Here is a 15,050-nt window from a genome sequence, read left to right on the forward strand (position 1 = left end):
CCTTTATTACAATGTTCTATTTTAAAGCTTTCTTCAAAGCTTCATTCTCTTCTTCGCTTAGTTTTTCGCTACATTTAGCGTTTGTTATGATTTTGATGTAGCTTGTAGATTGTTCTCTTCCAAAAATCGATGTGATTATAAGCCCGTTGTCATTGGCATCCAACAAACATAGTGAATATGAAAGTTTGTTAGTCAAATACTCAAACGCATCATAGTTAACAAGACCGATTTTTTGAAGTGATATTGCTTGTAAAGTTTCCACAGATTCCAATGTTTTGGACAATTCTTCGATTCTTTTTTGATTTGCCACGATATCTGTAGAATTTTGATTCAAAATATCTTCAATGTCACCATCTTGTGCTCTGAAAAGCGCATCGTATCTTCTTTTGACCCTGTTGACTTTTTTGTTGACGATGTTGATTTTACGGAAATTTATCACGGAAACTAATACCACAAACACCATAAGAATTATCAATATTGTGTTCATAGCACTAGATAGCCCCATCTTTGTCTCCTCGGTTGATTTCTTTCAACGCTTCAATCGCCTTGTCCACTTCTTCTTCAGTGTTGAAATGGCCAAATGAGAACCTCACAGCACCGATGTCTTGTGTATGAATCGTCTTGTGTGCAAGTGGCGCACAGTGAATTCCAGCTCTCGTTGCGATATCGTATTTGTCATCTAGGATGTAAGCCAATTGGCTAGAGCCTATTCCTTCGACATTCACAGGCACTACTGGTCCTTGGTGTTCATCCAAACTTCCGTATAATGTGATACCTTTTTCGTCTTTCAAACCATTTATAAATCTGTCTTTAAGACTATTTTCATGATCTCTAATGTTTTTCAAACCTTCTTGTTTGATGAAATCAACTCCTGCAGAAAGCGCATAAATTGCAGGGCCGTTGATAGTTCCAGCTTCTAATCTGTCAGGATATTCGTCAGGTTGTTCCAAATCTTGTGAATGCGAGCCAGTTCCGCCTTGTTTTAAGCTTTTGACATCAATTCCTTCTTTTATATACATAGCGCCTGTTCCCATCGGTCCAAACAGTGATTTGTGTCCAGGAAAACACAACACATCTATCGGCATATTTTTCATATCAAAATCCAAATATCCCATAGCTTGTGCAGCATCCACAATGTACAAAATGTCGTGAGCGTGCATGATTTCGCCGATCTTGCAGAAATCAACGATGGTTCCTGTCAAGTTACTCATAGCAGTTGTCACGCAAACTCTGGTCTTGTCAGTGATTGCTTCTTCAATCTTTTTGACATCCAAAATCCCACGTTCGTCCGCATAAACAACCGTCAAATCGATAAATCCATCTTCTTGCATTTTGTGAAGCGGTCTAAGAACTGAGTTGTGTTCCAAAGATGTCGTGATAACGTGGTCGCCTTTTTTAACAAGCCCTTTGATTGCCATGTTCAAGCTATCTGTACAGTTCAATGTGAAAATCAAATTAAGAGGATTCGTTCCGCCGACAAATTCTGTGATGTTCATTCTAGAATTAAAAATCGCCCTATCCATTTTAAGTGACAATTTATGTCCACTTCTTCCAGGATTTGCGGCAAATTCTCTCATTGCTTCATCGAGTTTTTCATAAACTATCTCAGGTTTTGGAAAACTCGTCGCAGCATTATCGAAATAAGTCATTATACTTCACCTATTTTTTTGTATGAAACTTCTTCAATTTCTCTCAATAAAACTTCTGATTTGTCTTCTAATGCTGTGATTTCATCAGCTACTTTCTTACTATCTCCAAGTTGTTTCATGTTGATTTTAGCGTTCAACATTACTGATTTCATGCTAGAATGTAATAAATATGCACTTGCTAAAAGGTCTGTTATTGCATATTTATCGATATATTTTGCAATTTGTTTTACAAGTTCCATTGCTTCCATCATAATTCTAGCAGAAGACATTGGAGATTCTGTAGCGATGATGTATCCATCGGCTATCATTTTCTTTCTGTAAGCTTTTTCTTCGTCTGTTTCCTTAGGTAGTTTGTATGCTTGAAGAACAGAGTCAAAGCTTTTAGTATCTTCAACCATTTTTTCCTTTAATTCTTCAATAATTTCAGTAAGTCTGTCAACATGACTTCTGATTTCTTGTTGAGTTTTATCGTCTAATGCTTTGAAAGATTTCTTGTCTTCAGTTAGATAGAAACTCATGTTTCCAATACCTACTCCCAAAAGTGCAGTCAATGCACTGATAGAACCTCCACCTGGAAGTTCCTTTGAGTTTACATTTTTAATAAATTCTTCTAAAGTTTGATCCATAAACATCATAGCTCTAATATCTCCATAATCCTTTCTAAATCTTCATTAGATAGATATTCTATCTCTATACTTCCGCCTTTTCTTCTTGGCTTAATTCTAACCTTTGTAGAGAATTTCTCCAAAAACCTGTTTTGCAAATCCAACAAAAACGGGTCTGTTTCCTTGGACACTTTTTCTATTTCTCTGACATTTGTCTTCTTGGATAATAGCTTGTCCAATAACGCTTTTCTCTTTTTCATATCGTCAATTGCAAGTAAACTTCTAGCTTGTGATGATGTAATGTCGCCTTTTTTCAAATGTCCCAAGGACAACTCATCCAAGTTAAGTAGTCTCAAAGTATTTGCTATATATGATCTTGATTTGGACAATTTGTCTGCCAATTCTTTTTGAGTTAAATTGTAGTTTTCCATCAAGTTTTTGTAAGCCACAGCCTCTTCAACAGCATTCAAATCCTCACGTTGAATGTTTTCGATAAGCGACACCTCTGCCACTTCGCTATCTTCCATTTCCTTAACAATAGCAGGAATCTCAGACAAACCAGCCTCTAAGCTTGCTAAAAACCTTCTTTCTCCGGCGATAATCTCGTATTTTTCGTCTTTTTTTCGAACGATAATCGGAGATATTACTCCGTACTCTTTGATAGAATTTGCTAACTCACGTATTTTATCTTTTTCAAAATGTGTTCTTGGTTGATCTTCTCTTCTAATTATTTTTGATAATTCGATATTAACAATCGAGTCAGAACTTGTCGTTTCTATAATATTTTGTGGTATTAAAGCGTCTAAGCCTCTTCCTAATCCCTTTTTCCTAACCATTATAAAAATTCCTCCGCTAGTCTCGTATAAGCAATAGATCCTTTGGAATTTTTGTCGTAAGATAACGCACTCATTCCATAGCTTGGAGCTTCTGCTAACCTTATATTACGCGGTATCATAGTCGTAAACACCTTGTCCTTGAAGTATTTCTTGACTTCTTCCACCACTTCCAAACTAAGATTATTTCTACCATCAAACATACTCATAACAATACCTTCTATTTCTAAGTTTTCATTAAGTGAACTTCTCACCAAATTAATAGTATTCATAAGTTGACTTACGCCTTCAAGCGCATAAAACTCACATTGGATAGGTATAAGGACAGAATCTGCCGCCACCAATGCGTTTATAGACAACGTCCCCAATGAAGGAGGGCAATCTATAAAACAAAAATCATATCCACTTACATTAGAAAGTATATTAGATAACACTTTTTCTTTATCATCAGTGTTTATAAGTTCCACCTCAACCCCTGACAAATCAGATGTTGCTGGGATTATATCCACGTTTTTTTCTTCAGTTATGATAATAAAATCCTCATCAAAATCGTCATGAACCATCAAATCGTAAATGCTTTTTTGAAGCTCAAACTTATTAATTCCAAAGCCTGAAGTCGTGTTACCTTGCGGATCCAAATCCACTACGAGTACTTTTTTTCCTTTCAAACCAAGAGCTGCTGACAAATTAACGACGGTAGTAGTTTTTCCCACTCCACCTTTTTGATTAAATACACATATTGTTTTCAAATTTACAGCTCCTTTCATATTTATTATAGCACAAATAAAGTTGTATTTTATTTTAAAATGTTTCACGTGAAACATTTTCTAAAATCATTAACCTCAGCTCTGCCAAAGCACGATTTGAAACTCTATTTCTGATTTTATTTCGTTCTCCATGAAGCTGTAATTTTAGTGTTTTTATCACATTTTTGTATCCCAAACCAACATAAACAAGCCCAGCGTTTTCTCCTGAAGCGTAACCTGTCGTAGAAATCGCACAGTCAACTCCAAATTTTTCAAACATTCTCTCAACCATCTCAAACGCGACATTTTCACTAACAACACCGTATGTGTCTATAGTTTCAGCCTTAACGCCAAGCAGATCTATCTTAGCCTCATTAGAATACACCACCAATGACCTTTTCAAATAATCGCTAACTCCAGACACATTCACAAGCTTTGATGCAATCATACCACCTGTAATGGATTCTGATGTCATAATCGACAAATCGTATTCTTTCAACACCTTATAGACTGATTCTTCAATTGTTTCATCATTTTCTCCAAAAACATACATGCCCAGTCTTTCTCTAAGCTCTTTTTTCTTTGCATCAATCATCTTAAGAGCAGTTTGTCTGTCACATGCTTTTGCAGTTATTCGAAGTATTCTCTTGTCTTTCTTAAAATACGGAGCGACCGTAGGATTATTTGAAGATTCAATGATATCCTTGACCCTCTCGTTCATGTCCCATTCTCCAAGTATGGATATATTCAAAGTTTCAGAAATAATACAGTCTGTTGCAAATTGCTCCAGAACTTTTTGCACTTGTTGTTCATAAATAGGTTTCATCTCAGCTGGTGGACCTGGAAGAAATAATATTCTCTTTCCATTATGTTCAATCATTGCACAATCTGCTGTTCCATTGAAGTTTTCAAAAACAATCGCATCTTCTGGAAACATACATTGTTTGATATTGCCTTGTATCGCCTTTTCGTCTTCGTTAAAATAATTCCTCAATTTAGCATAGCTTTTTTCATTAAGCACCATTTCCTTGCCAAGACAATCACAGCAGCATTTTTTTGTAATGTCATCTTCAGTCGGCCCCAAACCACCAGTCGTTATAATCAAATCATTTTGTTGTAAACCATCTTTAATTTCCTTGTAAAGCCTGTCGTAATTATCTCCAACCACAACCCTCTTGTACACATCAAACCCCAACTCCTTCATTTTGATAGAAAGGTAGTTAGAATTCGTATCCAAAGTGTCACCAAGCAATAATTCCGTCCCAACGGCTATTATTTGAACTTTCATATCTCCTCCATAGTTTATTACCTATATTTTATTTTCGTCTGTTAAAACGCCTCTCAGAGCGTCGTTTTTTTTATTCGATTTACAATTAAATTATATCACTAATAAAAATTTGTTTGTAATGTTTCACGTGAAACATTTTAATTCAAAAATAGAAAAACATTCTTCTCTCTCGTAGCATTAAAAATCTTACGAGAAATATCTTTTCTCTTTTCCTCTTAAATCTATCGAAACAAAAAAGTAGAATGCATTCTTGCCTCTCCCGTAGCAATCCAAATCCCACGAGAAATATTTTTTTCTTTTCCTCATAAATCTTGGCAAACAAAAAAGCAGATTACCGCGATTGACGGAAAATATCATCTGGAGAAAACAACCTCAAATTCAAGCGAAGTGAATCGTTAAGAAATTGCACTGTCTGAGCGTTAGCGAGTTTGCAATTTCAGATTCACAAGCTTAGAATTTGTTTGTTTTCGTAAGCTAGATATTTGAGCCAATCCGGTTTTCTGATTATTATTGTGAAGTATTCTTTTCTCTCTAGTAGCAATCAAAATCCCACGAGAAATATTTTTTTCTTTTCCTCATAAATCCCCGCAAACAAAAAGCAGATTACCGCGATTGACGGAAAATATCATCTGGAGAAAACAACCTCAAATTCAAGCGAAGTGAATCGTTAAGAAATTGCACTGTCTGAGCGTTAGCGAGTTTGCAATTTTAGATTCACAAGCTTAGAATTTGTTTGTTTTCGTAAGCTAGATATTTGAGCCAATCCGGTTTTCTGCTTATTATTGTGAAATATTCTTTCCTCTCTAGTAGCAATCAAATTTCCATAAATACGACTACTTTTTCCTTTTTCTTCATAAATCTAGCGAAACAAAAAAGTAGAATACACTTTCGCTAAGAATATCATACGTAATAAATTGTTGTGATTTTACATCGAAGAACCACGTCAAAAATCCAACTGTTTGAGAGCTTTAGCTCGAGTTTTGGATTTTAGTGGTTCGAGATTAACAAATCACCAATTTATGGAGTCAGATATTCGTGCAAAATGTTCTTCTACTTTTAGCAATTACAGTAAACTTGTCCCTGTCTTTATATTAAATTCGGTTTTCTGCTTATTATTGTGAAGCATTTTTTTCAAAATCCGTTATTTATAGCGGGTTTTTCTTAGGTTTGCCGCCACCTCGTGGGTATTTCTTCGGCGTTTCTTTGATTTTCTTGATGACAACCAAGCTTCTATCCTCGTCATCTATTTTGTAATCAATAGCTTGTTCTATTTTACCACCGAGGATTTTGATTGCGTTCTCTCCTACGTCTGTTTCGTCGGATTTGCCCTTCATGGCTATCATGTATCCTCCGACTTTTACAAATGGTAAACAGAACTCAGCTAACGTGTCAAGTTTTGACACTGCACGTGATATACAATAATCGTATCGTTCTCTGTATTCAGCAGTTCTCGTGCATTCCTCTGCTCTTTCGTGGACTGCTTTGATGTCTGTAAGTTGTAGTTCATCTATAACATCCTTTAAGAAGTCAACTCTTTTTCTTAAACTGTCGAGCAGTGTGAACTTAAAATCATTTCTCGCTATTTTTATTGGAATTGCAGGAAATCCTGCACCAGTTCCCACGTCAATTATCGTTTTGTTTTCTTCAAAATCGAACAAATTCAATACATACAAGGAATCCACAAAATGTTTCACGTGAAACATTTCTTCATCAGTGATCGCAGTCAAATTCATTACCTTGTTCTTTTCCAAAACCAAATCCATGTATTTCAACAGCAAATCAATCTGATTGTCATCCAATTGTATATCGTAATCGTTCAATGTTTCTTTCAGTGACATTATTTCTTCCTCGTTTCCATATATATCAATAAAACATTGATGTCAGATGGACTCACACCGCTAATTCTGCTCGCTTGTCCCAACGATTCTGGTTTGATGTCGTTGAGTTTTTGCACAGCTTCGTTGGAAAGCCCCATAACTTCCTTGTAATCCTCAATCATATCCAATTTTCTGTTTTCAAGCTTTTTAAATTGCTTGATTTGGCTCATTTGTTTTGCAATGTAGCCCTCGTATTTGATGTGAGTTTCCACTTGTAATCTCAAATATCTCGGTAATTCTGGTCTTTCAGCGTCAAATTCTTCTGTTTTATCGTAAGTTAATTCTGGTCTTTTGATTAAATCCAACAAAGTGATTCCAGTTTTTAGTTCTGATGAACCAAGTTTTCTCAGTTTTTCGTTAGTTTCTTCTGTTGGAGTCACCATGATTGACTTCAATCTCTCGATTTCATCATCAATCGTCTTCTTCTTGTGAAGCATTTTCTCATATCTTTCGTCCGTTGCAAGTCCAATCGCGTGCGCTCTTTCAGTCAATCGCAAATCAGCGTTGTCTTGTCTCAAAGTCAATCGATACTCGCATCTGCTTGTCATCATCCTGTACGGCTCGTTAGTTCCTTTGGTTACCAAATCGTCTATCAATACGCCAATGTACGCGTCGGATCTGTCCAGTACAAATGGCTCTTTGCCAAGCAAATTCATAGCAGCATTGATACCTGCGATAATTCCTTGACCGGCAGCTTCTTCGTATCCACTGGATCCGTTGATTTGTCCCGCAAAGAACAAATTATTGATTTCCAAATGTTCCAAAGTCCTCTTTAATATAGTAGGATCGATGCAATCATATTCGATTCCGTACGCACTTCTCATAAATCTCACGTTTTCGAAACCAATGATTGTCTTGTACATTTCTTTTTGCACCTCTTCTGGAAGAGTCGATGACACGCCTTGAATGTACATTTCCTTCGTGCTCAAACCTTCAGGTTCCACAAATACTTGATGCTCATCACGGTCTGGAAATCTCACGATTTTGTCTTCAATCGAAGGACAATAACGTGGACCCACACCCTTTACAATTCCAGCATACATCGGAGATCTCTCCAAATTATCCTCAATAATTTGCTTTGTTTTAAGTGTAGTGTAGGTCAAATAGCAGTTTTCTTGCTTCTTTGAAATATCCTTGCCGTCATTCAAAAATGAAAAAGGAATAACATCGTCATCACCAGGTTGTACAGTCATCACTTCGTAGTTCAAACTGTCCTTGTGAACTCTCGCAGGAGTACCAGTCTTGAATCTTCTAAGTTCAATTCCCAAATTTTTCAAAGAATCTGACAATTTCTTGGATGATTTCATACCGTGAGGACCAGATTCATAAGTGTATTCACCCATCATCACAAGCCCTTTGAGGTATGTCCCAGTCGCAAGAATCACAGCCCTTGTAGGGAAAATCGCCCCTTGTGCAGTTGTAATCGACTTTATTTTGTTGTCTTCAACCCCAATATCCACGACTTCAGCTTCAATCAAATCCAAGTTTTCTGTGTTTTCCAACACGCTTTTCATCTCATCGTGGTATTTTCTCTTGTCTGCTTGAACCCTCAATGAGTGAACTGCAGGACCTTTGGAAGTATTCAACATTCTCGATTGAATGTAAGTCTTGTCGATGATAAGACCCATCTCGCCTCCTAATGCGTCGACTTCCTTCACCAAGTGACCCTTTCCAGTGCCACCAATGTTCGGATTACATGGCAAATCAGCCACAGAATCCAAACTTATACTCATAATCGCTGTTTTTAATCCCAACCTCGCCGTAGCCAACGCAGCCTCGCAACCAGCGTGACCTGCGCCTACAACCACAACATCGTAGGGATTTTCATAATATAATCTATCCATTTTATTTACCTATACAAAAATCGCTAAAAATCTTATTCAATACATCGTCATCCACAGTTTCTCCAGTGATTTCGCCTAGAATTTCCCAAGCATTTCTCAAATCAACCTCGAAACAATCAATAGGAACGCCAGCTTCCATATCGTGTAGAGAGCTCTCCAAAGATTTAATAGCTTTGTTAATAATATCTCTATGTCTAATGTTAGTAATAATATTGTCGTTATTTGCTTCAATATATCCGTCGTTAAACATCTCTATAATCTTGTTTTCTAAATCCTCGATACCCTCGTTTTGCTTGATAGATGTACGAATAACCTCGATTCCTTCCAAGTTTTCATCGAAATCAAATCCCCCATCCAAATCAATCTTGTTCAACAAAACAATCGACTTTTTATCTCTAATAAGATCCAAAATCTTCCTATCTTCATCGTCAAACTCTCTCGAATAATCAAAAATCGCAATAATCAAATCCGAATCAGAAATAAAAGACACAGATTTTTCAACACCGATTTTCTCCACGATATCCTCAGTATCTCTAATACCAGCAGTATCGTTAATCTTCAGACTTATCCCGTCCAAATCGATGTATTCCTCGATGACATCACGAGTAGTTCCTGGAATATCCGTAACAATAGCCCTGTTTTCCTTCAACAAAGCATTCAACAAAGAAGATTTGCCTACATTTGGCTTACCAATTATCGTAGTATTGATACCATCTCTGATAATCCTACCTCTGTTTGCACTCTCAGAAAGCTTTTTGAGTTTATCCAAAACTTCTTTTCCCTCGTTCAAAACAGGAGTGTTGTCCAATTCGTCCTGCATATCTTCAGTAAAATTAATAGAATACTCCACATGAGATAGCATATCCAACAGCTTGTCTCTCAACTGTTTGATATTTCTGTTAACGCTACCCTCCAACTGTTTCATACTCACAGAGTACGCCTTGTCAGTCTTCGCCTTAATCATATCAATAATAGCCTCAGCTTGAGACAAATCAATCCTACCGTTCAAGAAAGCCCTCTTAGTGAACTCACCTGCCTCAGCAAGCCTTGCACCGTTGTTTAATAGAACTTCCAACACCTTTCTCACAGCGACAACCCCACCGTGAGTGTAAATCTCCACGACATCCTCACGCGTGTATGTGTGAGGAGCCTTCATATAACAAACCAAGACCTCATCGACGATCTCATTATCGTCAACAATGTGGCCATAAGTCATTTTTCTATTTATAAAATCAGCATTATCATTTGCTCTTTTGAACACAGAATCAAGCACATCCACACAACCCTCTCCAGTCATTCGAACAATGCCAATTCCAGCTTCACCAGTAGCAGAGCTAATAGCTGCAATACAATCGTCCATATTTAGTCTATCCTTTCATTCTTTATAGCAATATTATATTATATCATACAAAAAGATTACAAATAAATAAGAGCCTAATTTCAACAAATTAAACATCCCACAAAAAAAGACCACATACCTAAGATATGTAGTCTTGTAATTTATTTTCTTTTAATAATAACTCTTCTATTAGGCTCATTGCCTTGAGAGAATGTATTCACTTTTTCGTCGTTTTGAAGATAAGTGTGTATGATTCTTCTTTCGTATGGATTCATAGGTTCAAGCTTGATATCTCTTCCTGTTTGAACAGCCTTGTCAGCTAATCTTCTAGCTAATTTTTGAAGAGATCTTTCTCTTTTTGATCTGTATTGGTTACAATCCAAAATAACTCTTATATAAGTATCACTGTTTCTATTAGTAACCAAGTTTACGATATATTGAAGAGAATCCAATGTTTCCCCTCTTTTTCCTATGATAATTCCGATATCAGATTCTTCTGAACACATAATATTGAACTTAATCATATTTCCTTCAGTTCTAGATTCGATATCGCAATCAATTCCCATATCTTCAATCATTTGTTTCAAGAAATTCTTGCTTGTGATGAAAAGTTCGTCGTTTCTATCAATAGTAACATCAGATTCAGCTTCTTGTTCTTCTTCAGTTTCTTCAGATTTTACAGCTTCTTCAGTTTCTTTAACTTCTTCAGCTTCTACTGGTTTTGCTGGTTTTGTTGGTTCTACTGGTTCTACTGGTTTTGCTGATTTTTCTACGATTTCTTCCTTATCATCTTCTGTAGATTTAGTTTCTTCAACTTCTTCTACAATTTTTTTATCTTCTATAACTTTAGTATCTTCTTTTTGTTCTGTTTCAACTGAGTTAGAGTCAGAGTTTAGGATATTCTTCACAAAATCGCCTGTTCCCTTTTCTTTAACATCGTCTTTTAATGACACTCTAACGACAGCGTCCTTTGCTCCAAACAAGCCCAAAAAACCTTGTTTAGCTTCATTTATAACTTCGATGTTAACTTCGTTTCTATTAGCTTGAAGCTTATCCAAAGCTTTATTGACACATTCTTCAACAGTCTTCGCACTAATTACTGTGCTTCTCATCTAACTTCCTCCGCAACATCTTTTTTGTCTTTATTTTTAATTATTAACCTTATTAAAACTTCTATAACGTTTGAAAATCCCCAATAAAGAATCAAACCTGAAGCGTATTTGCTTGAAATAAAGAACATAAATATCGGCATGAAATAAATCATTGATTTGTTCATCATTTCCATTTGATCAGGTTCATTTGACTTCTTATCCTTGTTATTAGTAGGCATACTGATCTTTGCTACTAAAAATTGAGTGAAAGCATTTATTAAAGGCAATCCAAACAATACTGGATCTGGTTTAGTCAAATCAGGTATCCAGAAGAAATTACGAGCGATCTCATTAATCTTAGACACATTATCAAACATGTACTTTCCTGGTTCTCTCATTACTCTAAATAATGCCAAAACCAAAACCATTTGTAAGATAATTGGCAAACAACCACTTAAAGGATTGAAATTATACTTCTTGTATAATTCTTGCATCTTTAATTGTTGAGTTTGTGGGTCGTTCTTGTATTTTCTTTGAATTTCCTTCATTTCCGGTTGCATCAAAGCATTTTGTTCTTGAGTTTTTTGCGTATGAATAGTTACCGGAAGAGTTATAAGCTTATAAATAAGTGTTAATAAAAGAATTGATATCGCAAAATACGATATGCTTTTAGGTTCAGCCATCACATGTGAGATGTTTTCATATATGAACCTAAGAATAGTTCCAAATACATTTGCAATTATTTGCAATTCTACAACTCCTTTTTATTTTAGTGGGTCATATCCGCCTTTTGAAAATGGATTACATCTTAAAATTCGCCAAATAGTAAGCCCTAACGCCTTGAAAAACGGCTTTTTTCTGAAAGCCTCCAACGCATATTGTGAACAAGTTGGATAGTATTTACACTTTCCATGCCCCAAATACGGCGATATAGCTTTTTGGTAAAATTTGATTAAAAATATCATCACTTTCGACATTTTTTATTCGATGCCTTTCTACAAACGTGCAATAATGCAGATTCTAGCTGTTTGTAAGTTAAGTCTTCAGTGTTTTTCTTCGGGATAATAACCATATCCAAGCCCTTGTCAAACTCAGAGAAATTAAGCCTTACAATTTCTCTCAGTTTCCTCTTGATTCTGTTTCTTTCAACGGCATTGCCGTACTTTTTAGTAACAGAGAATCCGATTCGAGTTCCTTTTTTTGAATTGTACACTACCAAAGAGAAGTTTCTATTATAATAAGTCTTTCCCCTCTTGTAGACAACATTGTATTCCCTGTTATCTCTTAACCTTACACTTTTATCCATAATAAATTAAAGGCCACAATGAATGTGACCTAAGCTGATAATACTTTTCTACCTTTTCTTCTTCTAGCCTTTAAAACAGCTCTTCCACCTCTAGTAGCCATTCTACTTCTAAATCCGTGGTCTTTTTTTCTTTTTCTGTTATTTGGTTGATAAGTTCTTTTCATCAATCGCACCTCCTAGTATAAAATAAAGGACTTTTGCCTATAAAAACACTACTCCAATTATACTTATGACAATAACAATTGTCAAGCTTTTTTGTTGACAAATACCAATTAATTGAGAAAATTTATAAAATATTTTTCGAAAATAAAAAATCAAAAACCAGAGAAAAATTTTTCAAAATTTCCACAAAACAGTAAAAATTGTGGATAACTTTTATCCACAATTCATTCTAAATTTAAAATATTAAACTCCTTTTGGGGATAAGTTATCGCAAACACAAAACCATTTATCAAAATTTTCAATAAATTTGTAATAAAAGATATGATTTGCTATAATTAAAGTATCAAAAAGTATGAAAAGTACGCATTTATTAACAAATTGTGGATAAGTTATGGATAATATGTGAATTCTTGTTTTAAAACTTCACGAATTTGCTGTATATTCTAATTTAATATCCACAATTATTTTTCTATAAATTGATGTGGATAAGTTGTGCGAATGTGAATAAATTATATATTTTTTTTGTTTAAATTGGAAAATAGCTATTTGTTCAATGTGGATAACTTATCATTTTGTGGATAAATATGTTGATAAGTAAAAAAACGAGGTGAAAAATGACCGACAAAGATGAACTCTGGTTAAAAATATCTAACACATTTAAACAGGAAATGTCTGATTTGAACTTCAACACATGGATTGCTCCATTAAAACCTCTTTATTTAACAAATACTGAATTTATTTTGCTTTCTCCAAATAGATTTACCAAAAAAACAATCTATAACAAATACTACGACGATATCCAAAAATACTTGGATTTCATCAGTAATGTCAAGAGAAAAGTAGTCATCATAGACCGTTATGAAATGGATAATTACAAAGACGAAAATATAATTCAAAACCAAAACATAGATGGTCAACGATCCATTCTAGTAAGTGAAGAAGTATCAGAAGACGAAAAATACACTGTAGAAGAAAAAAAACCTGAAACAAAACAACCAGAAGAAAAAACTGATTTGAGCCCTTACGGCAAAAATTTAATCAGCAAATACAAATTCGATACATTTGTAAAAGGAAAAAACAACGAACTAGCATTAGCCGCAGCACTTGCAGTCGCACAAAACCCAGCCACAGCATACAATCCATTGTTTATTCATGGAAAAGCAGGATTGGGTAAGACTCACTTGATGCATGCCATTGCTCATGAAATACTTAAAAATAACCCAAAAGCTAGGGTTATTTACACTACTAGTGAATCATTTACAAACGAACTTATATCTTCAATAGGAGATAAATCTACGAAAAAGAATTCACAATTTAGACAAAAATACCGAAATATAGACGTACTATTAATTGACGATATTCAATTTATAGCGGGAAAACAAGGTACACAAGAGGAGTTTTTCCACACATTCAACGAATTGTACAACCACAACAAGCAAATCATACTTTCCAGTGATAGACCTCCAAAAGAGATAAAAACATTGGAAGAGAGGTTGGTGTCTCGTTTTGAGTGGGGATTAATGGCAGACATTCAACCACCAGATTACGAAACACGTGTGGCTATTATAAACGAGTATTTAGATAGAAATAATACATCACTTACCCCAGAAATAATCGATTATATTGCTATGAATGTCAAAAGCAATATACGTGAGTTGGAAGGGGCAGTAATGAATGTCGTAGGTCAAAAAACTCTGATAGGAGATGGCAACATTACATTAGATTTGGCAAAAAATGTTCTAAAACAACTTATCGCAGACACTCAATTAAGACCTGTAACTATAGATTTAATCATTGAGAGTGTGTGTGATAGGTACAATGTAAGTCAAGATGATTTGCTTTCAAAAAAGAGATCCAAACAAATCGCATATCCAAGGCAAATAGCAATGTATGTGTCCAGAAAATTGTTGGATATTTCTTTGGTTAGTATTGCTTCAAGTTTTGGCAAAGATCACTCAACAGTAATGCATGGAATCAAGAAAATTGAGAATGATATCAAAAAAAGTTCAGAATTTGATGAAGAAATTGATAACCTAATCAACTACATTCAAAATTCTTAATTTATTAAACTTTATGATTGTGGATAAGTTTATTTTAGAGTTTTCTATCCACAATTTAATATTAATAACTATGTGGATAAGTTGTTGATAACTTTAAAGTGATAAACTAAAATTGTAAAAAGTTGATAATGTTGATAATCGCACAGATTGTGCCATTATATACACATCGTTATCAATATATAAAACACCACAAATTACAAACAAACTAGAGTTATCCACAATACAAACAGCCCTACTACTACTATTACTA

Annotated in this window: 15 protein-coding genes; 1 reads left to right on the forward strand and 14 read right to left on the reverse strand. The window is 35.0% G+C overall.

Annotated elements, in window-relative coordinates; translation table 11 throughout:
* Positions 1 to 16 precede the first annotated feature (16 nt).
* The 14 genes from GKG01_RS05370 to rpmH all read right to left on the reverse strand — a co-directional run bounded on the left by GKG01_RS05370 (position 17) and on the right by rpmH (position 12,742).
* Positions 17 to 505 carry a DUF4446 family protein gene (locus GKG01_RS05370; RefSeq protein ID WP_094204537.1) on the reverse strand — a complete coding sequence of 163 codons (489 nt, stop codon included), beginning with the start codon at positions 503 to 505 and terminating at the stop codon, positions 17 to 19.
* Positions 492 to 1,649, reverse strand: coding sequence for an aminotransferase class V-fold PLP-dependent enzyme (locus GKG01_RS05375; protein ID WP_094206564.1), 1,158 nt, complete (start codon positions 1,647 to 1,649; stop codon positions 492 to 494). Before GKG01_RS05375 ends, GKG01_RS05370 begins: the two co-directional genes overlap by 14 nt.
* Entirely contained in the window at positions 1,649 to 2,284 is a 636-nt protein-coding gene (locus GKG01_RS05380) for a cyclodeaminase/cyclohydrolase family protein (RefSeq protein ID WP_154271740.1), read from the reverse strand. Before GKG01_RS05380 ends, GKG01_RS05375 begins: the two co-directional genes overlap by 1 nt.
* A complete protein-coding gene (locus GKG01_RS05385) occupies positions 2,281 to 3,090 on the reverse strand; it encodes a ParB/RepB/Spo0J family partition protein (RefSeq protein WP_154271741.1) in 810 nt (269 codons plus the stop codon). The genes GKG01_RS05380 and GKG01_RS05385 overlap by 4 nt, the downstream gene beginning before the upstream one ends.
* The gene (locus GKG01_RS05390; protein WP_154271784.1) at positions 3,090 to 3,836 is read right to left on the reverse strand and encodes an AAA family ATPase; all 747 of its coding nucleotides are present in this window, start codon (positions 3,834 to 3,836) and stop codon (positions 3,090 to 3,092) included. Before GKG01_RS05390 ends, GKG01_RS05385 begins: the two co-directional genes overlap by 1 nt.
* Positions 3,837 to 3,888: 52 nt before the next feature.
* Complete coding sequence (locus GKG01_RS05395; RefSeq protein ID WP_094206470.1) at positions 3,889 to 5,121, reverse strand: competence/damage-inducible protein A; 1,233 nt, start codon at positions 5,119 to 5,121, stop codon at positions 3,889 to 3,891.
* A 1,145-nt stretch (positions 5,122 to 6,266) separates the two neighbouring features.
* Complete coding sequence (gene rsmG, locus GKG01_RS05400) at positions 6,267 to 6,959, reverse strand: 16S rRNA (guanine(527)-N(7))-methyltransferase RsmG (RefSeq protein WP_154271742.1); 693 nt, start codon at positions 6,957 to 6,959, stop codon at positions 6,267 to 6,269.
* The gene (gene mnmG, locus GKG01_RS05405; RefSeq protein ID WP_154271743.1) at positions 6,959 to 8,842 is read right to left on the reverse strand and encodes a tRNA uridine-5-carboxymethylaminomethyl(34) synthesis enzyme MnmG; all 1,884 of its coding nucleotides are present in this window, start codon (positions 8,840 to 8,842) and stop codon (positions 6,959 to 6,961) included. Before mnmG ends, rsmG begins: the two co-directional genes overlap by 1 nt.
* A gap of 1 nt (position 8,843) precedes the next feature.
* The gene (gene mnmE / locus GKG01_RS05410; RefSeq protein ID WP_154271744.1) at positions 8,844 to 10,202 is read right to left on the reverse strand and encodes a tRNA uridine-5-carboxymethylaminomethyl(34) synthesis GTPase MnmE; all 1,359 of its coding nucleotides are present in this window, start codon (positions 10,200 to 10,202) and stop codon (positions 8,844 to 8,846) included.
* A gap of 140 nt (positions 10,203 to 10,342) precedes the next feature.
* A complete protein-coding gene (gene jag, locus GKG01_RS05415) occupies positions 10,343 to 11,293 on the reverse strand; it encodes an RNA-binding cell elongation regulator Jag/EloR (protein ID WP_154271745.1) in 951 nt (316 codons plus the stop codon).
* On the reverse strand, positions 11,290 to 12,021 hold the full coding sequence (locus tag GKG01_RS05420) for a YidC/Oxa1 family membrane protein insertase (RefSeq protein ID WP_094224016.1): 732 nt from the start codon (positions 12,019 to 12,021) through the stop codon (positions 11,290 to 11,292). Before GKG01_RS05420 ends, jag begins: the two co-directional genes overlap by 4 nt.
* Positions 12,022 to 12,036: 15 nt before the next feature.
* Positions 12,037 to 12,249 (reverse strand): membrane protein insertion efficiency factor YidD, encoded by a 213-nt coding sequence (gene yidD, locus GKG01_RS05425; protein ID WP_094206476.1) that lies wholly within the window; start codon positions 12,247 to 12,249, stop codon positions 12,037 to 12,039.
* Positions 12,237 to 12,578: a ribonuclease P protein component gene (gene rnpA, locus GKG01_RS05430; protein WP_002835949.1), complete on the reverse strand. Its 342-nt coding sequence runs from the start codon at positions 12,576 to 12,578 to the stop codon at positions 12,237 to 12,239. Before rnpA ends, yidD begins: the two co-directional genes overlap by 13 nt.
* Positions 12,579 to 12,607: 29 nt before the next feature.
* Positions 12,608 to 12,742: a 50S ribosomal protein L34 gene (gene rpmH, locus GKG01_RS05435; RefSeq protein ID WP_094204583.1), complete on the reverse strand. Its 135-nt coding sequence runs from the start codon at positions 12,740 to 12,742 to the stop codon at positions 12,608 to 12,610.
* Between the two features lie 612 nt (positions 12,743 to 13,354).
* On the opposite strand from rpmH, the gene dnaA reads away from it, so the two are divergent.
* The gene (gene dnaA, locus GKG01_RS05440) at positions 13,355 to 14,800 is read left to right on the forward strand and encodes a chromosomal replication initiator protein DnaA (protein ID WP_154271746.1); all 1,446 of its coding nucleotides are present in this window, start codon (positions 13,355 to 13,357) and stop codon (positions 14,798 to 14,800) included.
* The last annotated feature ends 250 nt before the right edge of the window (positions 14,801 to 15,050 follow it).

The sequence above is a fragment of the Finegoldia sp. BIOML-A4 genome, from assembly GCF_009679635.1.
GTDB lineage: Bacteria > Bacillota > Clostridia > Tissierellales > Peptoniphilaceae > Finegoldia > Finegoldia magna.